Raw genomic sequence first — 23806 nt, forward strand, 5'->3', positions numbered from 1 at the left:
AACTGAGTTGTCCACACCCGGCGAGAGGAAGCGCGGTGACCAGCAGCGATTCGGTCGCACCCACGCGCCGCGAGCAGCTCAAGGCGCAGCGCCGGGAGCAGCTGTTGGAGGCAGGGGCACGGCTCATCGCCGACCGCGGCTTCCCCGGTGTGCGGCTCGACGACCTGGGCGCGGCCGTCGGGATCAGCGGCCCGGCGGTCTACCGGCACTTCCCCAGCAAGGAGGCGCTGCTCGTCGAACTGCTGGTCGGGGTCAGCCAGCGCCTACTCGAGGGCGGCAGAGCCGTTGTCGCGCAATCCGATTCGGCGGCCGCCGCGCTGTCGCGGCTGATCGAATTCCACCTCGACTTCGCCCTCGGCGAGCCGGAACTCATCCGCATCCAGGACCGGGACCTGGAAAATCTTCCCGAGGCCGCGAGGCGCCAGGTACGCCGCACGCAGCGGCAGTACGTCGAGGTGTGGGTGTCCGCGCTGTGCCGGTTGCACCCCGACCTCCCCGAGGCCACCGCCCGCGTCCAGGCGCACGCGACGTTCGGCCTGATCAACTCCACGCCGCACAGTGCGTCCGCCGCGCTCGCCAGCCGCGCCCGCCCGATCCTGCGGCGCATGGCGCTGGCCGCGCTGGAGTGACCCCCAGCTGGGCCTTATTCCCACGAGAGGCGAATTCGGCTGTCGCGCACTACCGTCGGTCAACGGTGCTCGGGGGTGATTGTGGGCCTGCTCGCCCTGCGGGGCGGCAGAAGGCCGTCGCAGCACGTGTTGGACCCTCGCAAGTGGCGAGGGCTGGAAAGGTTATGGAGAGAATGGTACGTAAAACCCTGGTCAAGGCACTCGCTGTCACCGCTGCGCCGCTCGCTGCCGCGGTCGTGTTCGCCGGAGGCGCCGGCGCCGACGCCGGGCAGGCTGCCGCACCGCAGGCCGCGCCCGTGGCGGGTGTCCCGCTGGAGTCCGAGGACATCACCACCAACCCCAACTCCCAGTACCCGGACCCGGTGCTGAACGGCGCCGCCCTCGGCGCCGGAATCGGTTCCGCCGTGGGCTTCTGGACCGGCTCCGGCGGCCCGATCCTCGGCGGCCTGATCGGCGCCCTGGTCGGCGCCACCAACCCCGATGTGGTCCCGCAGGTCCTGCCCTGACCCTGCGGTAGATCGCGCACCCGAGGCCGGTGCCGGGCCGTTACGCCCGGCACCGGCCTCGAGCCTTTCCGCCGCCCCGCACCGGCCCGAAAATGCGCACGTCACAACGCATGCGGGAACGGGTGTTCATTCCGTCCGAATGCGGTAGCATCACGCAAGCATTCGGGGCGGACTCGGCGGCTCGTCCGGACCACCGAATTCCCGCCGCTCGCATGCGATCTACGGATAGATGAGGAAGACGGGGGACTTCGCATGGCGAAGCATCGAAGACAGACCAGATCCCAGCGCATCGTCCTGCGCGCCGCGGTCAGCGTGGTACCGATGACCGCCATCGCCACCGGCAGCACCATCGCATACGCGGCACCGGCCCAATTCATCGCGCCACAGCCCGGCGTCACCACCCCCAACCAGCCGAACCCCGCTGCCCCGCAACAGAGCCCGGGCGCCGTCCAGCCGGGCGTCACCACCCCCGCCCAACCGAAGACGCCGCCGCCCATGGCATATGTTGCGCCGCAGGACGACCGACGCGGCGTCGCCCCGGAAACCGACTTCGCCCAGTACCGCTCGGTACCGGAACGCAATTACGTGGCCCCGGCCGAACCGCAGAAGCTGCACGCGCCCGAACCGTCGCCGCCGGTCGCTCAGATCGTTCCGCCCCCTCGGATCCTGCGCGCAGGCGATCTGTCCACCCCCGCACCGGATTTCCTCAGCCCCGAGCAGATCGACGGGATCAATTCGGTCCCGGCGGGCCCGGAGGCGCAGCTATCGCAGACCGTTCGTTCCGTCGGAATACCGCCGAGCCGGGCGGACAGAGTCGCCTCGTCGGCCGTTGCGGGAGCGGCGGTCGGCGCCGCGGTCGGGTGTGCCGTCGGAGCAGTTGCCGGAGTTGTCATCATGTCGGTCCCGGCGTGCCTCATACTGGGTGCGTTGAACGGTGCGGCCGGCGGCATGATCGGCGCGAGCGCCGGTCTCGTGCGGTGATCACAACAGTTTTCGATTCGAGGCGACGATGAAGAAGCTCGCGGCGACCCTGTGCCTCACGGTAGCTGCCACGGGTTTGTGGCCCGGCGTGGCGCTGGCCTCCCCGGACACCGGTCCGGCTGCCCCGGTTCCCGACTCGGCAACCTCGATCGCGGCGAATCCCGAGACCGAGCAACGCTGGAACGCCGAACTGCAGCGGGCGCTTCCCGGCGCCATCGTCGGCGGCATCATCGGAGGCGTTATCGCGTTTCCGCTCGGCGGGATCATCTTGTCGCCGGTCACGGTGGTGCCCGGCGCGATCATCGGCGCGGGGATCGGCCTGCTCGCGGTGGGCGGTCAGCCGTTGATCGACGCATACACGGCGCGGTTCTCCGAGGAGCCGGACGCTCCCGCGGATGGGTCCGTGGCGGTGCCGCTCGCCGAATGATCTCCCGATGATCGGAAACTGATGCTCGGGTGGGGGCGAATTCGCCTGTCTCCCAGTATTGTCAGCGCTTGTGCTCGGGGAGTGATCGTGGGCGCGGCCCGTCTGTTCTTTCGGGTCGCCGAACGCGGTTCCAGCACATGTGTAGTGCCCTCGAATTCGCCGAGGGCTTGGAAGGTAAAGGAAGAGAATGATTCGCAACACCCTGGTCAAGGCGTTCACCGTGACCGCCCTGCCGCTGGCCGCCGTGGCCGTATTCGCCGGTGGCGCCTCCGCCGAGGCCCCGCAGGCCACGCCGGTCGCGGGCATCCCGCTGACCGAGGACATCACCACCAACCCCAACGCCCAGTACCCGGACCCGGTGCTGAACGGTGCCGCCGCGGGTGCGGCGATCGGTTCGGCGGTGGGCTTCTTCACCGGTTCCGGCGGCCCGATCCTCGGCGGCCTGATCGGCGCGCTGGTCGGCGCCACCAACCCGGACGTGGTCCCGCAGGTTCTCCCCTGATCGACCCGGCATCCCACATCGGGGCCGACGTCGGGCGCATCGCCCGGCCTCGGCCCCGATGTCTGTCCTCCCCCGACCTGTCGCCCCACCGTGGTTTACTCGGGGAGTCGGCCGATCTTGGGGAGGGCGCATGGCAGGGCGGGTTACGAGGGTTGCACGGTGGGCCGCACCGGTATTGACCGCGGTTCTCCTGACCGCGTGCGGTAGTGGTTCCACCACCCCGGGGGACGAGTTCCAGTGGCTGGAGGAGGTCGAGAGCCCCCGGTCCGCCGCCTGGGTCGAATCCGAGAACGCGAAGACCCTCGGCGCGCTGCAGCAGGATCCGCGGTATTCGGCGAATCTGGAGGGCGCCCAGCAGGTGGGCAAGTCCCCGGACCGCCTGCCGGAGCCGACGATCATCGACGGCGAGGTCTACAACTTCTGGCAGGACGGCGAGCACGGCCGCGGCATCTGGCGCAAGACCTCGATTTCCGATTACGAGGCGGCCCAGCCGAATTGGGTTACCGTACTGGATCTCGACGCACTCGCGAAGTCCGAGGGCAAGGACTGGGTGTGGCAGGGCGTCGGCTGCTCACCCGTCACCGAGTCGCACTGCCTGATCTCGCTGTCCGAGGGCGGCGAGGACGCCTCGACGTTCCGCGAATTCGACACGCGCACCGGGCAATTCGTCTCCGGCGGGTTCGTGCTGCCGCGCGGCAAGCAGCTGGTGAACTGGGCCGACGACGACACCGTGCTGGTGTCGCGGGAATGGCAGCCGGGCGAGCTGACGGCCTCGGGCTATCCGTACATCGTCAAGAGCTGGCAGCGCGGTCGGCCCCTCGCGGAGGCCACCGAGATCGCCCGCGGCGACAAGGCCGATATGCGGGCGATGCCGATGGTGCTCGCCGACGGCGACGGCCACCGCCTGGCGCTGGTGGCCCGTGCCCGATCGTTCTTCGACCACGAGTACACCCTCGCCACCGGCGCGAACCGGCCGCTCGCCCTGCCCGTGAAATCCGAACCGGTCGGCCTGGTCGGCAATCGCCTGCTGGTCCGGCTGGATCAGCCGTGGGAGACCGGCGGCGCGAATTTCCCCGCGGGATCGCTGGTCTCGCTGGATGCCGAGGCGGTAGCGAGAGATCCGGAACGGCTGCGGGCCACGGCGGTCTACATCCCGGGGCCGCAGGACAGCCTGCAGGACGTGTCCACCACCAGGAACGGCGTCGTCGTCACCTCGCTGCACGATGTGCGCGCGCAGGTCGCGGTGTACAGCCCACAACCGGACGGCGGCTGGCGGTCCGCCCCGGTGGCGCTGCCGGACAACGCGTCGATCAGCACCGCGGCGACCGATACCCACGGCGCCCTCGCCTACCTGAAGGTGGAGTCCTTCCTGACCCCACCGGCGCTGTGGCGCCTGGATACCACCACCGCCCTGGCCACCGCCGCGAAAAGCTCACCACCGCAATTCGATCCGTCCCCATACGTTGTCGAACAGCAGCACGCCACCTCCCCCGACGGCACGAGCGTCCCGTACTTCGTCGTCCACCGCGCCGATATGAGGCTCGACGGGGCGAACCCCACCGCCCTGACCGCGTACGGCGGCTTCGGCGTTCCGCAGACCCCGCACTACGACGGCACCCTGGGCAAGCTGTGGCTCGATCGCGGCGGTGTGCTCGCGATGGCCAATATCCGCGGCGGCGGCGAATTCGGCCCGGCCTGGCACGAGGCCGCGCTGAAGACCCATCGCCAGCGCGCGTTCGACGACTTCGCCGCCGTGGGAACCGATCTCGTCGATCGCAAGATCACCACGCCGCAGCGCCTGGGCATCACGGGCCGCTCGAACGGCGGCCTGCTCATGGGCGTCGAGTTCACCCAGCACCCGGAGCTGTGGAATGCCGTGGACATCGGCGTGCCGCTGCTGGACATGCTGCGGTACGAGCAGATCGCCGCCGGCGCCTCGTGGGTGGGCGAATACGGCAGCGTCGCCAACCCCGACGAGCGCGCCTTCCTCGAGTCCGTCTCGCCCTATCAGCAGCTGAAGCAGGGTGTGCGGTACCCGGAACCGTTCGTCTGGACCACCACCAAGGACGACCGCGTCGGCCCCCAGCACGCGCGCAAGTTCGCGGCGAAACTGGCCTCGCTCGGTGCTCCGTACCTGTTCTACGAGCCGTCCGTCGGTGGGCACCGCGGCAGCACCAATATCGACGAGCAGGCCACGATCACCGCGCTGCGATACACCTACTTCGCGCGAAAGCTCATGTAGCCCAGTAACTTCGAGCTAGCGGCGCAGCTCACGATCGGCCGTCGAGAGCACGGAGCGGATGCCGAGTACCACCAGCGGAGCGAGGCTGAGTGTGTAGAGATCCGCGAACATCGGTGCGGCAACCTCGAATTGCGCATGCCACCGCACCCGGGTCCCGCCGGCGGCCTCCTCGAAGACGATGACTCCGTCCTGAGACCGCATCGGCGGAAAGGTCGTCAGCGCTCGGTAGCGCAGCAGCCGCGGCGGGTCGTATTCGACGATCTCCTCGGTGACGCGCAGCAGCGGGGTGACCAGCAGCCGCACCGCCCCGGTCCCGTGCTCGGCGACATTGCCCGGACGCACGAGGGTGACCCGCCGAACCATGCGCGCTCGCTGGAAGTTGGTGGCATCGGTGAGCCAGTCGAAGACGTCGGCGACGGGCGCCTGGATGGTGCGTTCCAGGTCCACCGTGCGCATCGGGACTCCGTTCGGGGCTGTGTGTAAGGCTCGCAGCGCAGCCTACGGCGCGGATCCTGCACCGAACCAGGCAATCGCCCCGAACCGATGCGATTTCGATACCGCGACCCCGTTCGGGCACCTCCGAAATCAGATGAGCGCCTTCTGTTTACGCATCCGGCGCTGCACGTCCCGCATCATCGCCCTGGTACCGGCGAACCGGATGAACTTGGGGATGAACCGGTTGACGAAACCCACGAACAGGAACAGATGCTCGAACCGGCGCTGATCGGCAGCGGACCACTCGACACCCATCTGCTCGCGGAAGTGCGGCGGCAGGAATCCGGCCGTCAGGAACTGCAGCAGACCCCCGAAGACCAACCGCATCGGCCAGTTGATCATCCGCAGGTGCAGCAGATCGCCGACGTAGGCGCGGAAATCGTCATCGACCACCACCTGCCTGCAGGCCTCGAGCCAGTACTCGTCGAAGTCGGCCGCGGTCTCGGGCCACATGTCCGGATGCACCTGCAGCGTGGTCCCGAACGTGTCGGCGCCCTGATAGAAGGCCTCGCGCTCCTCCGGGCTCATCTTGCCGTGCAACAGCTGATGCGAGTCCTCGAAGCCGATGTAGATGGCCGCGGCGACGTACAGCTGCAGGTTCCGGTCGAAGGCGTTGTACTTGACCTTGGAGTCCGGGCGCGACCGCACCTGCCGATGCGCGACATTGACGGCCTCGCGGAATTCCTCCCGCTCCTGCGGGGTCCCGAGGATGGCGACCGCCAGATACGACGCCGTGGTGCGCAGCCGCTTCCACGGATGCACCATCAGCGCACCGGATTCCACGGTGCTCTCCATGACGCCGGCGGCCACCCCGGGATGGGCGAACTGCATGGCCACATTGGCCGCGGCCCCGGAGAACATCCAGAAGTCGAGCGCGTCCGGCAGCTGCGCCGGGCGCTTGCGCGGCGAACGATGGATATCCGGGATGTGGATACGAGCCTGTTCGAGGGTCAGCGGGGGCAGAGTCGGCTGCGTTGCCGTGGCCATGGGAGTCCTCTCTCGATCTAGACACCGGCCGCTATGTTACTAACGATTCTCGCCGCCCGGGTCGTATTCGATGAAGAAATCTTCCGTAACTTACTGAGCCGCGCCGATGAGGTGAGCGACCCGACCCACTTCCCCAGATCCCCCCACGAGCACGCTTGGCAAGTTTCCCAAAAGTGATTCCAGATTCCAGAATCGTGAGTAACATACTCAGCCGCGGCCACCGCTGTCCCGCGGGGGAACGGTGGCGCAGGTACGCGAAAGGACCGAGCCACCATGCTCAAACGGTTGGACCGACTACTCAGCTACGAGATGAAGTTCTCCGAGTTCCTCGGGACGCTGATCATCCTCGGCATCCCCTACGGCATCGTCGGGGTCGTCTGGACCCTCACGCACACGTCGCATCTGAAGAACCTGCACGGCATCGACGTCGTGATCTCGTTCCTCGGATCCATCGTGTGCTGGCCGGTGCTCACCTTCTCGAATGTGTGCATGACCTGATGCTGGCGCTGGTGTGGCTCATCGACATCCTGGTGATTCTCGTCAAGATCCTCGGTGGGCGAATGGAAGTGAATCCCGTACTGCGCCTGGGCCTTTGGCTCGCGTTCCTCAGCCTGCTCGCCGCGGGTTTCGCGATCCTCGGGCTCCTGCTGGTCCTGCTGGACCACTGGCTGACCACCCTGGCCTGACCGGTCCGGACACGAAGAAAGGATCGGTGGCCGGTGACATCGACTCGAACCTCCGACCAAGCCCCACGCCCGGCACCCTGGAAGACCTACGACGAGGGTGAGCTGCAACGGCTGACCGAGGTCGCCACGGGTCTGTGGCGGCGGCACCCGCAGCGTTCCCTGGAGACCCTGGGGCGGCAGGTCACCCTCGGCCGCGAGGCGTTCATACAGCTGTTCGTCTCCCTGGTGCGGCGACGCTTTCCGTATCGGGAGTTCATCAAGCAGAGCGCGTTCATGGCGAATGTGTCTGCGGCACCGACGGTTTTCGTCGCCATACCCATCGCGGTGGTGGTCTCCATCCAGGTGGGTGCGCTCGTGAACCAGGTGGGCGCAACGACATTCATCGGCGCGGTGGCCGGACTGGGCATCATCCGCCAGGGCGCGCCGCTGGTGTCGGCACTCATGATCGCCGGTGCGGTCGGCTCGGCGATCACCGCCGATCTGGGCTCGCGCACCATCCGCGAGGAGATCGACGCCATGCGGGTGATGAGCGTCGATCCGGTGCGCCGGCTGGTCGCGCCGCGCCTGGCGGCGGCGGTGCTGGTGAGCATGCTGCTGTGCGGCTTCATCGTCTTCGTCGGCTTCGCGACCGCCTACATGTTCAACGTCTACGCCCAGTCCGGCACGCCGGGCTCGTTCATCGGGTCGTTCGCCTCCTTCGCGGTCGCCACCGATCTGCTGATAGCGCTGGCCAAGGCCGCGATCTTCGGCGTGCTGACGGCGATCATCGCCTGCGATATCGGCCTGCACACCCACGGCGGCCCGGCCGGAGTGGCCAATTCGGTCAACTCCGCGGTCGTCAGCTCGGCGCTGATGCTGTTCGCCACCAACATCATCCTCACCCAGCTGTCCAATACGTTCTTCCCGACGAAGGTGGTGTGAGGTGGCCAGTACCTACACGCCTCCGGCCGCCCGGCCGCTGCGCGCGGCGGGCAACGCCGCGCTGGTTCCGGTGCATCTCAACCAGCGGCTCGGGCACCAGGCCATCACGTTCTTCCAGGCGTTGATCGCAATTCCCTTCGCGCTCAAGCACTATCGGCGCGAGGTGGCCCGGCTCGTCGCGGATGTGAGCTGGGGCAACGGCTCGCTGATCGTCGGCGGCGGCACCGTCGGCGTGGTGTTCGTGCTGTGCAGCTTCGGCGGAATCATCGTGGGGATGGAGTCGTTCACCGCGCTGAACCTGCTCACCATGGGCCCGCTCACCGGTGCCATCTCCGGATTCGCCACCACCCGGGAACTCGGTCCGATCCTCGCGACCTTGGCGTTCGCGATCCAGGCGGGGTGCCGATTCACCGCGCAGCTGGGCTCGATGCGGATCTCGGAGGAGATCGACGCCCTCGAATCCTGCGCGATCCGGCCGCTGCCCTACCTGGTCAGCACCCGGATGTTCGCCGCCACCCTGACGATCGTCCCGCTCTACACCGTCGGCCTGGCCTCGGCGTATCTGATGACCAAGGTCACGGTGCTGTTCCTCGGGGGCACCAGCACGGGCACCTACGACCACTACTTCTTCCAGTTCCTGCTCGGGCCGGACGTCTTCTATTCGCTACTGAAGGTCGTGGTGTTCACGCTGTTGGCGACCTTCATCCAGTGCTACTACGGCTATATCGCCACCGGCGGCCCGGAGGGCGTCGGGATGGCGGCGGGCCGGGCCATCAAGATGGTCATCGTCGTCATGGTCTTCGCCAATCTGTTTCTGACACTTGCCATCTGGGGTATCGACCCCGGCTTCCGGATCTCGGGTTAGGGGGACGGGTGATACTCGATCCCAGCGGCCGCGGCGCGACCGCCCGCCAGCTCACCCTGGCGGGCATCGCCATGCTGCTCGTCATCGCCGCACTGCTGTACCTGCTGTTGCTGCGCTATACCGGCCATTTCACCGACAAGGTCCCGGTCACGGCCACGCTGACCAGTACCGGCGACGGCCTGCCCGCACGTGCCGACGTCAAGTTCCGCGGAATGGTCGTGGGCACAGTCGATTCGGTCGCGGTGGTGGCCAAGGGGGAACGGCAGCGGGCCGATATCGCGTTGAAACCCGGTATCGCGGAGACGATTCCGGCGAACGTCACCGCCCGCATCATCCCCAACAACCTGTTCGGGGTCACCGCGATCGAGCTGGTCGACAACGGCGCGGCGACCGCGACGCTGCGCTCCGGATCGACGATCGCGGAGGACACCGGCGCCGCGACGATTCAGCTGCAGACCACCCTGAACGTACTTCGCAACGTGCTCAACAATATTCAGCCCGAGAAGCTGGGCCGCGTGCTCGCCACGCTGTCGGCGGCGCTCGACCCCGGCGCCCGGGTACCCGGCTCCACCATCGAACGGCTCGACAACTGGCTCACCCAGGTGCACGAGATACCCGAGATCGGTGACCTGCTGGGCAATCTGGGCCGCGCGGCCACGGCACTGAGCGAGTCCGCACCCGAACTGGTGGGCGTGCTGTCGGATTCGGTCACGACGGCCCGCACCCTCACCGAGCGGCGCGCGAACCTGGTCGAACTGCTGACCAATGCCGGTGGTGCGGTCGACGTCGTGAACGGCCTGTTCGCCCGCAATCCCGACTCCGGCAAATTCCTCGTCGGCGGCCTGGACGATCTGTTCGGCGGGCTCGCGCGCGATCCGCAGGCCCTCCCGTTCGCCGCCGCCAACCTCAACACCGCGCTGCAGCGGTTGCGCACGACATTCCGCTGGGGGCCCAAGCAGCAGATGGTGTGGGCGATGGATGCGTCGTTCACCCCGTTCCAGCAGTACACGGCCGAGGACTGCCCGCGCTACGGCGAGCTGGCCGGGCCGCGCTGCGGCGGGCCCAGCGTGCCGACAGTCGCTCCGCCGCAGCAGATTCCACCCCAGATGGTGCCCGGCTGGCTCGATACGGCGGGCCCACGGCCCACACCTCCACCGGCCGCCGCCCCCGGACCGCAGCTGCTGCCGTCCATCCCCGGGCTGCCACAGATTCCGGGTATCACCGCCCCGGCGTCGCACCGGGATCCGGCACCCGGAACCCGCCCGGCGGCACTGCGCGGGCCGGACGCCGTCGCCGCGATCGTCGGCGGCCGACCGAACATGGCCCAGTTGCTGCTGCTGAGCCCAGCTCTCGCCGGAGGTTCGGTGACTGTATCGGAAGGAGGTGCGGCACAGTGAAATCCGGAAAGGCGCTGATCGGTTTCAGTCTCTTCGCCGTCGTCGCGATCGCACTGACCTACACCATCTACTCCACCCTGCAGCGCTCGGTTGCCGGTGACACACAACGCTATTCGGCCGTGTTCTCGGATGTCCTCGGGTTGCGCGTCGGCGACGACGTCCGGGCCGCCGGGGTGCGGGTCGGCCGCGTCGACAAGATCGACTTCGCCGACGGCTACCGCGCCCGGGTGGACTTCCGCATCGAGGCCGACCAGCGTCTGACCACGACCACGAAGGCGATGGTGCGCTACCAGAATCTGATCGGCCAGCGCTACATCGCGCTCGGCCCCGGCAAGGATCCCGGCGCCCCGCTGCCCGGCGGCGGGGAAATACCGCTCGACCGCACCGAGGGGTCCTTCGACGTCTCCGCGCTGCTGTCCGGCTTCGAACCACTGTTCTCGGTCCTCCAGCCGGATCAGGTGAATTCCCTGTCCGAGACGCTAGTCCAGGCCCTGCAGGGCAACCAGGTGTCGCTGGCCCAGCTGATCACCCAGGCGGCGCAGCTTGCCACCACCTTCGGCCAGCGCGACCGGATCCTCGGCGACGTGGTGTCCAATCTCAGCAGCGTGATCTCCGGTCTGGGCAATCGCAGCAGCGAGCTGGAAACCCTGATCACCCAGACACATTCGCTGATGGACGGACTGTATTCGCAGGGCGAGGTGCTGAAGTCGTCGGTCGACCAGGTCGCCACCTCCACCGATGCCCTGGTCGAACTGATCGGGCAGGTGAAACCTGGTGTCGCACAGGCGCAGGACAAGGCCACCACCGGCATCCGGCTGCTGCTGGGCAACGGCGCCTCGCTGGATCAGGCGGCGGTGGAGCTGCCCGACATGCTCAATCGCATTGCCTGGTTCTCCAGCTACGGCACCTACGGCAACGCCTACTTCTGCAGCCTGGACGTATCGCTGTGGGGTGTGCTCCTGCCGCCGGGGCTGTTCTCCCAGGTCGGCGGCAACTCGCATACGGAGGTGTGCCGGTGATGGCCGCCGTGAAGTTACCGAGATTCCTCGGCTTTCTGCGCAACCGGTACCTCCGCCTGGGCCTGATCACCTCGGCGGCGGTGCTGGCCCTGCTCATCGGTTCGAGCGTGGCGACCCAGGCTCGCTTGGGCGACAAGACGATTCAGGCCGAGTTCGCTCAAGCGGCCGGACTGCGCGCCGGGGCGACCGTCGACGTGTCCGGCATCGAGGTGGGCGCCGTCCGCGCCGTCCGGCTCGAGGGCACCAAGGTGATCGCGGACCTGAAGGTGCGCCGGGACCTGAAGCTGGGGCCTGACGCCCGCGCCGCGATCAAGATCTCCACTATCCTGGGCCGCCTGCACGTCGACCTGGTGCCCGGCAGCGGACAGGGCCTGCCCGGCGACCGGATTCGGATCGACCACACCAGCGTGCCCTACAACCTGGGCAAGGTCGTCCAGGATCCGCAGTACAAGCAGTCCTTCGAGCGGATCGAACGCATCGACCCGCAGAAACTGCGCGGCGCCCTGGACACCGTGAACGAGCAGATGGGCGGTTCCCCGCAGCTGGCGGTGCAGGCCCTCGACAGCGTCGGCGCGCTGGCCAAGGTCATCAACGACCGCCGCGACGAGGTCGACACGCTGCTGAAGAGCATGGACCAGGTATCGCAGCTGGTTTCGGACAACCAGAACAGCGTGCTGATGCTGCTGACCCGCGGCGAGGCCATCGGCACCGCGGTGCAGCAGCGCCAGGAACTGCTGCGGCAGCTGCTCGACAATGTGGCCGGGCTGTCGAAACTGCTGCAGGACATGGGTTTGGAGAACAACGAGCAGCTCGGCCCGATGATCGGCGACCTGAACACCATGTCGGAGGGCCTGGAGAAGAACAAGGCGAACCTCGACCGGCTCTACGAGATCATGCCGGTGACGCTGCGGCAGTTCAACAACGTGGTGGGCAACGGACCCTACGGCGAGGTCTACGTGCCGTGGGGCCTGTTCCCGGACAACTGGATCTGTTTCGCGCAGGTCGTACAGGGGTGTAAGTGATGAGATTCCGCATACTCGCGAAACTGGCAGTGGTCTGCGCGGTCGCGTCCGTGGGGTCGGGCTGCTCGCTGCTGCCCGGCAGCCTCGGCACGACGGCGAATCAGTATCTCGGCGAAAACACCCGCATCAGTGCCGATTTCGAGAACGTGGCCGGACTGTACGCGGGCAACGAGGTGGACGTGCTGGGCGTTCCGGTCGGCCGGGTCGAATCGATCGAGGCCAAGGGCAGCTACGTCCAGGTGACGATGCTGCTGGACAAGGGCGTCAAGATTCCCGCGGATGCCGTTGCCGCGCTGGTGAATCCGCAGTTGATCACCAACCGGCACATCGAACTGGCACCCGCCTACTCCGGCGAGGGTCCGGCGATGCCCGCCGGTGCGCACATTCCGCTGCCGCGCACCAGGACTCCGGTGGAGCTCGATCGCATCCTGCAGACCTTCGACCAGATAGGCGCGACGCTGAAGGGCGACAGCGACACCGGCCCGATGGCCAGCCGGGTGTTGTTCCCGCTGCTGGACGGCAACGGCGACAAGCTGCGCGAAACCCTCGACGCTCTCTCGGCCGCCTTCGAGACTACCTTCGCCAACAAGGACCAGATCTCCAACACCATCATCAAACTCAACGAAATCACCCAGGTCATCGCCCAGAACGACCAGACAGTCCGGGATTTCAGCGGCCGCCTGACCGAGCTGGTGAGCCTGATGGGGGAGCAGGCGCCGGGGCTGCAGGCGGTGCTGACCCAGCTCAACGACTTCGTCACCAACACCTCCACGGTCGTCGGGCAGAACCGGGACCAGCTGGCCGGGGCGCTGAACCGCTTCGTCACGATCAGCGACCAGATGCGCTCCAACGCACGCAATCTCACCGAGATCGTGGACGTCGCCCCGCTGATGTTCCAGAACCTGGCCAATGCCACCAGCTACGAGCACCAGGCGCTGCGCCTGCACGGCCTGCTCGACAAGTCGGTGCTCGACGGCGAGGCGCTGTCGACATTCTGCGAACGCGTCATGATGCGCCTCGACGGCTGCCGCACCGGCAGGATCGCCGATCTGGGGCCCGATTTCGGACTCACCGCCGCACTCCTGGGGATCAGCCAGAAATGAAACACTCCTATCGCAGAACGGGTTTCGCCGTAGTGTGCGCCGTCGTCACGGCCGGATCCACCGGTTGCGCGGTGACGGTGGAGAACCTGCCGATGCCCAAGCCCGGCATCGGCGCCCCCGGCTACACCATCCACGCCTCCTTCCGCGACGCACTCAACCTGCCCGACCACGCGCACGTCCGCATCGGCGGCACCGATATCGGCACCGTCACCGGCATCACGTCGACGAACTTCATCGCCGATGTGGAAATGCTGATCCGACAGGATATTTCGTTGCCGCGCGGCACCACCGCCGAACTGCGCCAGGCGACGCCGCTGGGCGATATGTCCGTCGCCATGACGCTGCCCGCGGCGCCGGAGGCGGGTCCGCCGCTGCGCGAGGGCGACACCATCGGCACCGACCGCACCGGTACCGCCGCCTCGGTCGAGCAGCTGATGATGTCGGTCTCGATGCTGATCAACGGCGGCGGTATCAATCAGGCCGCGCAGATCAGCGCGCAGATGGATTCGATGTTCGCCGGGCGCGGACCGCAGCTGTCGCATCTGCTGAGCGAGATGACCTCGGTCATCGATGCCCTCAATCGGCGCACCGGCGATATCGACGCCACCTTGCAGGGGTTGAACACGCTGTCCGGCGAGCTGGCGCGCCGCAAGGCCGAATTGGGTTCCGCGGCAGACACTTTCCCGCAGCTGCTCGGGCTGGTCAACGAGAACAACCAGCGCATCGTGGATCTGACCGCCAAGGTGTCTACGACCATGGCGGCACTGGGCGATTTCACCGACACCAGCGGCCCGCAGTTCCTCAGCCTGTTCGACAGCATCCAGCAGCTGATGTCGGGCTTCACCGATATGGGCGACAATCTCACGCAGGCGCTCGACAACCTGCACGAGCTGTATCCGCCGATGATGGCCTCGCTGCGGGGTCCCGTCCTGGCCGTCGCGGCCGTGGTCTCCTACATCAGCGTCGGCGCCCTCTCGGACCCGAAGGGCAGCCGGTGGCCCGAGATCGGCGACGTCCCGGCCTTCATCGGCAGCCTCGCCCAGGTCTTCGAGAAGGTCTTCGGGCGAGTCATCAGCCCGCCGCGGCCGGTGCCCGCCACCCCGCCGGCAACGATCCCGGGTCTCACGCCCGCGCCGCAGGCCCCTCAGACCCTCGGCGACCCAGAGACCGCGCCCGAGGCTCCGGCGGACGGTCCGCAGCAAGACAACTCCGGATCGACTCCCGACCAGGAGGGTGAACGGTGAACATCCCCCTCTGGAACTGGGTGGTCAGCCGCCGCGTCGCCCTCGCCAATCTCGGTCTGGTCATCGTGCTCGTGCTCGGCACGGGCTACCTGGCGCAGTATGTGCTGCGGTTCAACCCGATACCGCACACCTTCCGCGTCACCGTGGAACTGCCCAGTTCGGGCGGGCTGCTGCCGGACAACGACGTCACCTTCCGCGGCACGCGGGTCGGCAAGGTCACCGATGTCAGGGTCTCCGGGGACGGTATCGCCGCGGTCGCCGAAATCGAGTATGCCGCAAAGATTCCCGTCGGCGGCAAGGTTCATGTCGGCAGGCTGTCGGCCGCGGGCGAGCAGTACCTGGATTTCCGGCCCGACTCCGATACCGGTCCGTACCTGTCCGAGGGCGCGATCGTCGAGCGGTCGCGCACCACGGTGCCCATCCCGGTGCAGAACGTGCTCGCCGACCTCACCGGATTCATCGGAGGCATGAATCCGGATCGGCTCAATGTGATCATCGACGAACTCGACAAGGCCCTGGCCGGTGGCCCGGATCGGTTGCGCAACATGATCTCCGGCATCAGCCGGGCCATGGGCGGGCTCACCGACCTGCTGCCGCAGACCCGGCAACTGATCGAGAACCTCGAGGTGATCGCGGAGACGACCTCGCACGCCCAGCCGGACCTGAGCACCGTCACCGCCGCCGGGAGCACGCTGTTCCAGCAGGCCACCGCCGCCGACCAGGAGGTGCGCGAGTTCCTCGACCAGGGTCCCGGCCAGCTGGCCACGCTCGGCGGCATCGTCGCCGAGAACCAGGATCCGATGACCCACCTGGTCACCAACTTCGTCGCCATCACCCGGGCCGCGAAGCTGCGCCAGCCCGCGATCGAGGCGCTGTTCCCCTCGCTGCGTCAGGGCATCCAAGCGCTCGGCGTACCCGCTCACGACGGCGCGTACCACACCCTCGCCGACTTCTACCCGCGCCCGACCTGCGAGTACGACACCATCCCGCTGGCACCCGGAAATGTGGTCACCGATACCCGCACCCGGCTCTACAACTACTGCGTCACAAGGGATCCGGCGCTGCAGGTCCGCGGTTCGGCCAATGCGCCACGCCCCGATGTCCCCGACAACGGATCCACCGCCCCGCCGGGCGTCACCGGCAACGAACTGTCCCAGCCGATTCCGGGCACCACCGGCAACTAGGAGCGAAAACTCATGAGCGACAAGGAAATCGACAACCAGGACTCCCTGCCCGACTCTGCCCCAGCCGAATCGGGCGATGAGCCGTCCGCCGGGCGACTCCCCAAGCTCCGCCTCCCCGCCCTCGGCCGCACCGGGCGGATCGCCGCCCGTTCCGCCGCCGCCCTCGTGCTCGGCGCCGCCGTCGGCTCGAGCATCTTCTTCTATCTGCAGAATGCGGACAAACAGGACCTCCTCGACGCCCAGCGGCAGGCCCGCGAGGCCGCCTGCGGCTACGGCCCGATGCTGTCCACCTACGACGCGAAGAACCTGGACCAGTACGTCAAGGGTGTGCAGGCGGGCGCCACGGGTGAGTGGAAGAAGCAGTTCGAGACCACCAGCAAGGACCTCGCCGACGTGCTGGTCAAGGGCGAGGTCGTCGCGAAGACGGACGACGTCCAGTGCGCGCTGCGCAGCGCGGACAAGACCTCGGCGGAGGCCATCGTCGTGATGGGCCAGACGATCACCAGCCTCGGCACGAAGGGGCAGCCGGAGAAGGGGCAGCTGTCGGTCGTGATGCGCCTGGAGAAGGACGGCGACCGCTGGCTGGTGAACAAGATCGACACACCCCTGGCGCCGCCGCAGTCGTAATACCATACGTGTCACCCGAAACCGCCGGTAACACAGACCGGTGGCAAATCGCCTGGTAGCTACCATGGCGTCCATGAATGTCGAGGAACGCCGCGGCGTGCCGACCGCACGCGACGGCCTCCTGCAGCCCGAGCGTGTCTCCCGGAACCCGGTCCGACGCGCTGCCTCAGAGAGACAGGCCGATACCGTGAGCCGAGGACAGCGCGGCACCGCGCACCAGGCAGAACAGCCGACAACAAAATCCGCGGAGCGGGTGATCCGCCGCCGCCCGAAGAACCGGCGCGCGCAGATCGCGGCGACCTCGGCCGCCGCGTTCGGTTCGCTCGGCTACCACGGCGTCAGCATGGAGGACATCGCCTCCCGCCTCGGCATTTCCTCCGCCGCCCTGTACCGGCACTACCCGAGCAAATACGCGCTGTTCCGGGAGGAACTGCTGCGTCTGGGCGCGGCCACCGTCGCCGCGGTCACGCTCCCCGCCGAGGCGGCCGGCTGGACTCCCGAGCAGCGCCTCGGGCACGTCTTCGACACGGTGATCGCCGATATCATCGCCAACCGTCCGACGGTGGCGCTCGTCCGCTGGGAGGGCCGCTACCTCGACGAGACCGATCACGCGACGCTCGACGACCAGTTCGGCTCCGCGATCACCATCCTGCGCGATCTGATCGGCGACCTGCGCCCCGAACTGTCCCGCCGGGACCGCCTGGTCCGCGCGGTGGCGGTGTTCAGCGTGACCAGCAGCATCGGCGACCACCACGCCACGCTGCCCGCGAAATCCATGACGGCCGTGTTGAATTCGGCGGCGTGGTCGGTGATCCGGGCCGACCTTCCCGCCGCGGAGGCACCCTCGCGCTCACCACGCGCGGTGGAGATCCCGCAGTCGTTCAAGCACGAGGTGCTGCTGAAGAAGGCCATCGAACTGTTCCACGCGCGCGGCTATCCCAATGTCAGCGTCGAGGACATCGCCATGGCCGCGGAGCTGTCGGCGGCCTCGGCGGTGTACCGGTACTACCGCAGCAAGAGCGATCTGCTCGCCGCGGCGTTCCGGCGGGCGGCCGATCGGATGTCCGGGGCGATCGGACCGGCGGTGACCTCCTCGGAGACCGCCGCCGAGGCGCTGTCCAAGCTGATCGACCTCTACGTCGCGGGCTCGTTCGCCGAGCGCGAGCTGACCTTCGTGTACTACGCCGAATTCGGCCATGTGGCGGCCGAGGAGCGCACCATGCTGCGCAACATCCAGCGGCTCATCGTCGCCGAATGGGTGAAGCTGCTGATCGAGGTCAGGCCGGAGCTGTCCGAGGCGCAGGCGCGCGTGCTCGTGCAGGCGGCCTTCGGACTGGTCGTCGACCTGGGCCGGGTGTTCGGCAACGACGAGCACATCTGCCCGCAGGACAGGGTCAGCAACCTGATGGAAACGATCCTTTTCGGGCGTCCGCAACCGCGGTGACGGGGTTCAGTTGGGCCGCAGCATCGGCGGGTGCAGCACCCGCGCCGGACCGGCCCGGAAGAGCTGGGCCGGACGGCCGCCGCCGACCGTCGTCCGCCCGGTCGGCTCCACGAAACCCGGTGTGCTGGTGACCTTTCGATGAAAGTTCCGCGGATCGATACTGGTCCCCCACACCACCTCGTACACCCGGCGCAGTTCGGCGACGGTGAACTCGGACGCGCAGAAGGCCGTCGCCAGCGGCGTGTACTCGATCTTGGCACGGGCCCGCTCCACGCCGTCGGCGAGAATCCGGCGATGGTCGAAGGCCACCCGCCCCCGATCCACCAGCAATTGCTCCACCGACCAGATCGCGGCCGCGGACGCCTCGGGCCCGGCGTGCGGGGCGGGTAGGTTGGGCACCAGCGCCAGATAGGCGGTGCTGATCACCCGCCCGCGCGGATCCCGGCCCGGCTCACCGTAGGTCGCCAGCTGTTCGAGGTGCAGCCGGTCGGCGCGAATCCCGGTCTCCTCCCGCAACACTCGCACCGCGGCCGCCGAGAGGCTCTCGTCCTGCTGTACGAATCCCCCGGGCAGGGCCCACCTTCCGCGATAGGGGGCAAACAACCGCTGCACCAGCAACGCACAGAGCGTGTCGTTGGTTGCCCGGCGCGCGCCGAGGGTCAGTACAACCAACTCCACCGCAACCGCGGCGTTGAGGCGAAAAGCGTTGCCCATGATCGCGATTGTAATCGTCAGTATGACGATAACCAGCCCGGTGGAATCCGGCTACTCGGTCCAGCGGCAGGATCCGGCCGGCGTCACCGACAGGAAGGGCCCGTAGTCGCGCACGTGTCCCTCGGTCCAGTCCCACACCGACACCGGGTCGACGGCGACGCCGCGCTGCAGGATCAGCCGCCAGCCCGATTCCTCCTTCTCCCAGATATCACCGTCGCGGTCCAGATAGAAGCCGCGCGCTTCCGGTTCGCCCGGACCCGAAGTCATCGCCCCGGGCGACGTCACGCGCGGTCGAATGCTGTTCTGACTCATGGTTACTCCTTGTCCGGATGTCTCAGCGAAAGCCGCCGGCGATCTCGTGCAGCTGCTCCTGAGCCTTGACGGGGTCGTTCACCCAGGTGCGGTAGAAGTCGAACGGGCAGTCGGCCGTCCCGCGATGGCCGTCTCCGACGGCGGCGAAGGCGGCCGCGCCGCGATGCAGGAGCGTGTAGAGCGGGGACCGGTCGACGTTGCGCGGCTCCCGCGCCCACAGGCGCGCCACCTGCACGCCGTCCGGCTCGCTGCCGCACTCGGCGATCGTCCGGCCGTCGCAGCCGATGACGGCCGAGTGCCCGAAATACGAACGCACCCCGTCGAATCCGGTCGCGCTCGCCACCGCGACATAGACGTTGTTCGCCCACGCCATGGTGCGAGCCATAGCGACCTGCTGATCCCGGTCCCCGCCCGCCAGCCCCTGGCATCGGACCACGAGTTCGGCGCCCTTCATCGCGCAGTCGCGCCACACCTCCGGGTAGTTGCCGTCCTCGCCGAGAATGATCGACAGCTGAATCCCCTTGGGCCCGTCGCACACGTAGGTCGCGTCGCCGGGCCAGGCCAGCTCGCCGTCGGGACCCGGGGCGATCTTGCGATACCGCTGCACGATCTCGCCGCGGTCGTTGATCAGGATCGCGGTGTTGTAGGGCGGTCGCCGCGGGTGATCCTCGTGGCACTCACCGGCCAGCGAGAACACGCCCCACACCCGATTCCGGCGGCAGGCCTGCGCGAACACCTCCGTTTCGTCGCCGGGGACGACCGTCGCCGTCGAATACAGTTCGGCCTCGTCGTACATCACGCCCATCGCCGAGTACTCCGGGAAAACGACCAGGTCGAGATCCGGATTTCCGCGCACCAGGCCGTCGATCGTGCGAGCCATGCGATAGCAATTCGCCAGCACCTCGCCCCGGGTGTGCAACCGCGGCATCGGGTAGTTCACCACCGCAACGGCGAGACAATACGCATCGGGCAGCGCTTCCTCATTGTCGAATGAATGTTCGAGAAACTGCGGGCCGGTGAGTTCCGGAGCTTTCCGGGACCGACCCGTTTCCGCTGGTGACACCATTGAAGAATCTCCCCTTCCTCAGGTTTCACCCGGAAGTATTCGGCACGGCACTTCTGGTCGACTTCCGGCCGAATTAATGCACACCTTCCGGTCGGATTAATCCACGGATCCGCCTTGACACCACGGGTACGCATTTGTAAACAAGACACCACACCAGTCACAGCTGTACCAGCCCGAGGAGAACGCCATGCATTGGCGACGCAATGCCGCTTGCCGAAACGTTCCGCCAGGCTTGTTCTATCCGCCACCGGCACCGAAAGGTGACCCAGGACCTGCGCTTTCCTATTGCCGGGACTGTCCGGTCATCACGGAATGCGCCCACCACACGGTCCAAATCGGAGAGCAGCACGGCATCTTCGCGGGCGTCTGGCTGAGCGGACAGGGAAATGGGGCCGCTGCCGCACTGCGCGCAATAGCGGGCGGGTTCATCGATCAACCTCGATGCCGCGAGTGCTGGCGACTCGTGCGACCCCGGCACGCACCCGCCACCGAACACCCGGGCACCGACACCGCATCCGAGGGCGATCCACAACTGTGTCGCACGTGCGGCGCAATCGAATCGCCGACGATACGAGAAGTAGCCGGGCACAACAGGAGTTGACGACCGCCCAGCGTCACCCGAGGCCACCGTCCGGCCGAATCGACCGTTCGGTTACATCCCCGAGCGGGCTACGGCACCAGCCATCGACAGTGGCGCCGACGCAGCCGATTCTTCCCGGGTCACCCTGTGCCGCTGAGGTTCTCGGCCGCAGACCCTGCCCGCATGTGATCGAGACCCGACCATGTGCAGAATACGCGCAATCCGCTCGTTTCGGACACCGGCGGCCGATCATCCGCCGCGTCGTACACCGCCGACGACACACCCTCCAGTCCAGCATGACACGCACCAACCGGTCGGCAGAGCCTCAACTCCCGCACCCCGTACCGGTTCTCGCACCCCCTACAAACGCTTGTACGTGGTGCGTGAGCATGCACGGGGTGCGGGAATGTGCGCTCTGCCGACCGGTAGGCGGCACCCCTGGCGAACGCATCGCTCTCGTCGGGCGTGTAGATCAGTGCTGCATCGATCACCACGGCTCGTCAGTGAGCGACACCGGATGTCTGGGTACGAGGGGGCGCGCCGTACCTTCCCCGGTGATTCCGGTCTCCTCCTGTCGGCCATACAGGACCAACCAGTACCCCGTAAGGAGTGCCACAGCCGCTAATACCAGCAGAGGCAGCATCTTGAATCCGCCGTACGCGCCGAACAGCACAACCGTGAGAACGAATAGTGACCAGCCGACGGCCTCACAGACCCTACGGCGTGTCGCGCGGCGAAGCGCCTCCGCGTTGCTGAAGACGGTGTAGGTCAGGCTCTTTCCACACTCGGGACACCGAAGCGACCGCCGGACCGCGGGACGACCATCGGCAGGCCGGTAGACAACCCACGAAATTCTCGTGCAATACCAGGACCGCATGCCCGGCGACGACCGGATCCCCCGCCGATTCTTCATGTGGAAGACATAGACCTGCTGGCGTCGCACACGCGGCAATGACATGTCGACCCGCTCCCGAACAGTCTGCACCGACAATCCTCAGCGGGCACAGTAGCGCCCGATCGCCGGACCGGTCCGCTTCAACTCCCGCGCCCCTACAAGCCATGCGCCGGGTGCGGGCCGTAGCGCGTGTGGACGCCGCGTTCAGTGGCGGACCTGCCATGTCACCGCCGAACATTCCGAGACTCCGCCACAGACTTCGAGACTCTACGGTGGCCACGAAAAGGACTCAGCGGCGGTCGTACCGGGCAGGACATGACCTCGCAAAGCTCTCAGCCGTCTCACCAAGGTCTACATCGCGGCTGTGCCGTACCGCAGTGAGTTGCCGTAACACGGGCCGTGGCCGCGCAATCCGAGAGCTTCGTCGGTGCTGGACCTTCCCCGGGACCAGCACCGACGATGCCTAGGACGGCCGCACTTGAAGATCCAACTCGGCCACTCCGGTGTTCACCCTACCCGCCCATGCCGACAAAACAGGCAGTTAGCCGATCGGAAGCTGTCAGTGCCCGAAGTGCCGCGCCCCGATGGGATCCGCGGCCGCCCGCCGGTCCAGCAGCCGGATCTTGGCCTCGATCTGCGTGTACAGCTCCGAGTCCCGGTCCACGACGGCGCGATAGGCCAGCCATGCCGCGGCATCGTCGCGTCCGTCGGGGCCGCTGGTCCAGCGGCCCAGCACGGCCGGATCGCTCGACCCCAGCACGGCGGCGCGCAGCCGCACCCGCAACTCCTCGCGAATGTCCATCACTCCCGGTGCGCCGGAACGCGGCAGCACCGGCCCGGCGTAGGACCGCACCGCGGCCTCCACGTCCCCGGCATCCAGGGCCGTCCGCAGCGCGGCGACATCCGTGCCGACGGTCACCCGCAGCCGATACGGGCGCGAACCGAAGGCCTCGGGCCCGACCACCCCGCGCAGCCGCGACATCGCCGCGCGAATGGTGGCGCTGTCGAGGTCGGTGTCGTCGAGCAGCAGCGCCAGATGATCGGACGACAGGCCCGCGGGATGTTCGGACAGCAGCAGCAGGATCTCGGCGTGCCGCTGCGACAGCACAATTCGGCCACCGGGCGTGCTCAGTTGCGGCTGCCCCAGTCCGAGCAGTTCCAGCCGCAATCGGCCCGGACGCCGCTCCCCGGACGAACCCGCCACGGCCGCAGCGCGATCCGACTCCCGTTCGGCACGCATCGACACGAGCAGCAGCTCGAGTTCCGCCGCCGTGGCCGTGGCCTTCACCAGCGCCAGGATCTCCGGCCGAGCCACGCGAATCCCGCCCGCGACCATCAGCACGCCGATCAGACGGCCGTGCGGATCGTGCACGGGCGCCGCCGCTCCCGTGATCCGATGCATCCGGTGCAGCACGTGTTCGGGACCGTGGATCCAGGTCGCCCGGCCGGTGCGGACCACCAGCCCCACCGCGTTGGCGCCGATGCGGCGCTCGCTGAGATCGTCGCCCTCGCGCAGCCCCGAGTCGGCCACCGCCGCAATCCGATTCGGGTTGCCGAGCACCCACAGCGCCCGGCCGTACTGATCGGCGACCACGACGGTCATGCCGGTGCTGGCGGCGTCCTGCAGCAGCAGCTTGTGCACCAGCGGGAGCACCGCCGCCATCGCATGCCCGTCGCGGTAGCGCCGCAGATCGGCGTCGCGCAGGCCGCGGCCGTCGACAGCGGCGGCGGGGTCGACGCCGTCGCGCACGCTGCGCAGCCAGGAGTCCAGGATCAGCGGCCGCAGCAGGCCCGGCAGCCGATGCAGTTGTTCGCCACCGGCCTCGAGATATCGATGTGCCTGGGCAGCATGGGTTTCCAATGCGCCGAGCCGAGCCTCGGGCTGCGCGTCCTGCTGCGTGGCAGCGCCACCGGCGAGATTGCTGACCATGCACCTTTCTTTCCGGTACCGGACTGTA

At 67.8% G+C, this 23806-nt stretch carries 25 protein-coding genes; 19 read left to right on the forward strand and 6 right to left on the reverse strand.

The annotated features are described in order from the left end of the window. Window positions 1-35: 35 nt before the first annotated feature. From NM1_RS06725 to NM1_RS06750, 6 genes are all read left to right on the forward strand, one after another. Complete coding sequence (locus NM1_RS06725) at window positions 36-629, forward strand: SACE_7040 family transcriptional regulator (protein WP_068015118.1); 594 nt, start codon at window positions 36-38, stop codon at window positions 627-629. Between the two features lie 173 nt (window positions 630-802). Next, complete coding sequence (locus NM1_RS06730) at window positions 803-1135, forward strand: hypothetical protein (protein WP_068015121.1); 333 nt, start codon at window positions 803-805, stop codon at window positions 1133-1135. 252 nt (window positions 1136-1387) lie between these two features. Next, entirely contained in the window at window positions 1388-2116 is a 729-nt protein-coding gene (locus NM1_RS06735) for a hypothetical protein (protein WP_068015124.1), read from the forward strand. A 28-nt stretch (window positions 2117-2144) separates the two neighbouring features. Further along, entirely contained in the window at window positions 2145-2543 is a 399-nt protein-coding gene (locus NM1_RS06740; protein ID WP_068015127.1) for a hypothetical protein, read from the forward strand. Window positions 2544-2730: 187 nt separating this feature from the next. Then, entirely contained in the window at window positions 2731-3045 is a 315-nt protein-coding gene (locus NM1_RS06745; RefSeq protein WP_068015131.1) for a glycine zipper domain-containing protein, read from the forward strand. A 175-nt stretch (window positions 3046-3220) separates the two neighbouring features. Then, the gene (locus NM1_RS06750) at window positions 3221-5287 is read left to right on the forward strand and encodes a prolyl oligopeptidase family serine peptidase (RefSeq protein WP_246011160.1); all 2067 of its coding nucleotides are present in this window, start codon (window positions 3221-3223) and stop codon (window positions 5285-5287) included. A 15-nt stretch (window positions 5288-5302) separates the two neighbouring features. Here NM1_RS06750 and NM1_RS06755 read toward each other — a convergent pair whose 3' ends face one another. Then, window positions 5303-5743 carry an SRPBCC family protein gene (locus NM1_RS06755; protein WP_068015138.1) on the reverse strand — a complete coding sequence of 147 codons (441 nt, stop codon included), beginning with the start codon at window positions 5741-5743 and terminating at the stop codon, window positions 5303-5305. 129 nt (window positions 5744-5872) lie between these two features. Then, window positions 5873-6769, reverse strand: coding sequence for an oxygenase MpaB family protein (locus tag NM1_RS06760; protein WP_068015141.1), 897 nt, complete (start codon window positions 6767-6769; stop codon window positions 5873-5875). A gap of 273 nt (window positions 6770-7042) precedes the next feature. Between NM1_RS06760 and NM1_RS06765 the strand changes: the two genes are divergently transcribed. The 12 genes from NM1_RS06765 (at window position 7043) to NM1_RS06820 (ending at window position 18281) form a co-directional block, all read left to right on the forward strand. Next, window positions 7043-7267 carry a hypothetical protein gene (locus tag NM1_RS06765; protein ID WP_068015142.1) on the forward strand — a complete coding sequence of 75 codons (225 nt, stop codon included), beginning with the start codon at window positions 7043-7045 and terminating at the stop codon, window positions 7265-7267. After that, window positions 7255-7455, forward strand: coding sequence for a hypothetical protein (locus tag NM1_RS06770; protein WP_373864026.1), 201 nt, complete (start codon window positions 7255-7257; stop codon window positions 7453-7455). The genes NM1_RS06765 and NM1_RS06770 overlap by 13 nt, the downstream gene beginning before the upstream one ends. A 102-nt stretch (window positions 7456-7557) precedes the next feature. Continuing rightward, complete coding sequence (locus NM1_RS06775) at window positions 7558-8376, forward strand: MlaE family ABC transporter permease (RefSeq protein WP_068015344.1); 819 nt, start codon at window positions 7558-7560, stop codon at window positions 8374-8376. A gap of 1 nt (window position 8377) precedes the next feature. Beyond that, window positions 8378-9241 (forward strand): ABC transporter permease, encoded by an 864-nt coding sequence (locus NM1_RS06780; RefSeq protein ID WP_068015147.1) that lies wholly within the window; start codon window positions 8378-8380, stop codon window positions 9239-9241. Between the two features lie 8 nt (window positions 9242-9249). Beyond that, window positions 9250-10638, forward strand: a complete 1389-nt coding sequence (locus NM1_RS06785) for an MlaD family protein (protein ID WP_068015150.1) — start codon at window positions 9250-9252, stop codon at window positions 10636-10638. Then, entirely contained in the window at window positions 10635-11657 is a 1023-nt protein-coding gene (locus NM1_RS06790; RefSeq protein WP_068015154.1) for an MlaD family protein, read from the forward strand. Before NM1_RS06785 ends, NM1_RS06790 begins: the two co-directional genes overlap by 4 nt. Further along, window positions 11657-12679: an MCE family protein gene (locus tag NM1_RS06795; protein WP_068015345.1), complete on the forward strand. Its 1023-nt coding sequence runs from the start codon at window positions 11657-11659 to the stop codon at window positions 12677-12679. The genes NM1_RS06790 and NM1_RS06795 overlap by 1 nt, the downstream gene beginning before the upstream one ends. After that, window positions 12679-13782, forward strand: coding sequence for an MCE family protein (locus tag NM1_RS06800; RefSeq protein ID WP_068015158.1), 1104 nt, complete (start codon window positions 12679-12681; stop codon window positions 13780-13782). The genes NM1_RS06795 and NM1_RS06800 overlap by 1 nt, the downstream gene beginning before the upstream one ends. After that, window positions 13779-15026, forward strand: coding sequence for an MCE family protein (locus NM1_RS06805; RefSeq protein WP_084519223.1), 1248 nt, complete (start codon window positions 13779-13781; stop codon window positions 15024-15026). The genes NM1_RS06800 and NM1_RS06805 overlap by 4 nt, the downstream gene beginning before the upstream one ends. Next, a complete protein-coding gene (locus NM1_RS06810) occupies window positions 15023-16210 on the forward strand; it encodes an MCE family protein (RefSeq protein WP_068015161.1) in 1188 nt (395 codons plus the stop codon). The genes NM1_RS06805 and NM1_RS06810 overlap by 4 nt, the downstream gene beginning before the upstream one ends. A 12-nt stretch (window positions 16211-16222) precedes the next feature. Beyond that, window positions 16223-16837: an Rv1363c family protein gene (locus tag NM1_RS06815; RefSeq protein WP_068015164.1), complete on the forward strand. Its 615-nt coding sequence runs from the start codon at window positions 16223-16225 to the stop codon at window positions 16835-16837. Between the two features lie 187 nt (window positions 16838-17024). Continuing rightward, window positions 17025-18281: a TetR/AcrR family transcriptional regulator gene (locus tag NM1_RS06820; protein WP_068015348.1), complete on the forward strand. Its 1257-nt coding sequence runs from the start codon at window positions 17025-17027 to the stop codon at window positions 18279-18281. A gap of 6 nt (window positions 18282-18287) precedes the next feature. Here the strand turns inward: NM1_RS06820 and NM1_RS06825 are convergent, their stop codons facing one another. From NM1_RS06825 to NM1_RS06835, 3 genes are read right to left on the reverse strand one after another with little or no spacing between them, the layout of a single operon-like run. Beyond that, window positions 18288-18995 carry an NUDIX hydrolase gene (locus NM1_RS06825; protein ID WP_068015167.1) on the reverse strand — a complete coding sequence of 236 codons (708 nt, stop codon included), beginning with the start codon at window positions 18993-18995 and terminating at the stop codon, window positions 18288-18290. Window positions 18996-19046: 51 nt separating this feature from the next. Beyond that, window positions 19047-19307 carry a hypothetical protein gene (locus NM1_RS06830; RefSeq protein WP_147288955.1) on the reverse strand — a complete coding sequence of 87 codons (261 nt, stop codon included), beginning with the start codon at window positions 19305-19307 and terminating at the stop codon, window positions 19047-19049. A 22-nt stretch (window positions 19308-19329) separates the two neighbouring features. Continuing rightward, window positions 19330-20280 carry an aliphatic amidase gene (locus NM1_RS06835; RefSeq protein WP_068015350.1) on the reverse strand — a complete coding sequence of 317 codons (951 nt, stop codon included), beginning with the start codon at window positions 20278-20280 and terminating at the stop codon, window positions 19330-19332. Window positions 20281-20560: 280 nt separating this feature from the next. Here NM1_RS06835 and NM1_RS44590 point away from each other — a divergent pair, with 280 nt between their 5' ends. After that, window positions 20561-20974, forward strand: coding sequence for a WhiB family transcriptional regulator (locus tag NM1_RS44590; protein WP_084519225.1), 414 nt, complete (start codon window positions 20561-20563; stop codon window positions 20972-20974). Between the two features lie 1433 nt (window positions 20975-22407). Here NM1_RS44590 and NM1_RS06845 read toward each other — a convergent pair. After that, window positions 22408-23778, reverse strand: a complete 1371-nt coding sequence (locus NM1_RS06845) for a GAF domain-containing protein (protein WP_068015177.1) — start codon at window positions 23776-23778, stop codon at window positions 22408-22410. Between the last annotated feature and the right edge of the window lie 28 nt (window positions 23779-23806).

The sequence above is a fragment of the Nocardia mexicana NBRC 108244 genome, assembly GCF_001613165.1.
In the GTDB taxonomy this organism is placed as follows: Bacteria; Actinomycetota; Actinomycetes; order Mycobacteriales; family Mycobacteriaceae; genus Nocardia; species Nocardia mexicana.

Excerpts from the sequence above, each read along its gene's own strand:
- NM1_RS06735 (WP_068015124.1), top strand. The coding sequence starts at position 1,388 with ATGGCGAAGCATCGAAGACAGACCAGATCCCAGCGCATCGTCCTGCGC.
- NM1_RS06795 (WP_068015345.1), top strand. The coding sequence starts at position 11,657 with ATGGCCGCCGTGAAGTTACCGAGATTCCTCGGCTTTCTGCGCAACCGG.
- NM1_RS44590 (WP_084519225.1), top strand. The coding sequence starts at position 20,561 with ATGCATTGGCGACGCAATGCCGCTTGCCGAAACGTTCCGCCAGGCTTG.
- NM1_RS06745 (WP_068015131.1), top strand. The coding sequence starts at position 2,731 with ATGATTCGCAACACCCTGGTCAAGGCGTTCACCGTGACCGCCCTGCCG.
- NM1_RS06830 (WP_147288955.1), bottom strand. The coding sequence starts at position 19,307 with ATGAGTCAGAACAGCATTCGACCGCGCGTGACGTCGCCCGGGGCGATG.
- NM1_RS06805 (WP_084519223.1), top strand. The coding sequence starts at position 13,779 with ATGAAACACTCCTATCGCAGAACGGGTTTCGCCGTAGTGTGCGCCGTC.
- NM1_RS06825 (WP_068015167.1), bottom strand. The coding sequence starts at position 18,995 with ATGGGCAACGCTTTTCGCCTCAACGCCGCGGTTGCGGTGGAGTTGGTT.
- NM1_RS06815 (WP_068015164.1), top strand. The coding sequence starts at position 16,223 with ATGAGCGACAAGGAAATCGACAACCAGGACTCCCTGCCCGACTCTGCC.
- NM1_RS06765 (WP_068015142.1), top strand. The coding sequence starts at position 7,043 with ATGCTCAAACGGTTGGACCGACTACTCAGCTACGAGATGAAGTTCTCC.
- NM1_RS06755 (WP_068015138.1), bottom strand. The coding sequence starts at position 5,743 with ATGCGCACGGTGGACCTGGAACGCACCATCCAGGCGCCCGTCGCCGAC.
- NM1_RS06800 (WP_068015158.1), top strand. The coding sequence starts at position 12,679 with ATGAGATTCCGCATACTCGCGAAACTGGCAGTGGTCTGCGCGGTCGCG.
- NM1_RS06760 (WP_068015141.1), bottom strand. The coding sequence starts at position 6,769 with ATGGCCACGGCAACGCAGCCGACTCTGCCCCCGCTGACCCTCGAACAG.
- NM1_RS06845 (WP_068015177.1), bottom strand. The coding sequence starts at position 23,778 with ATGGTCAGCAATCTCGCCGGTGGCGCTGCCACGCAGCAGGACGCGCAG.
- NM1_RS06740 (WP_068015127.1), top strand. The coding sequence starts at position 2,145 with ATGAAGAAGCTCGCGGCGACCCTGTGCCTCACGGTAGCTGCCACGGGT.
- NM1_RS06730 (WP_068015121.1), top strand. The coding sequence starts at position 803 with ATGGTACGTAAAACCCTGGTCAAGGCACTCGCTGTCACCGCTGCGCCG.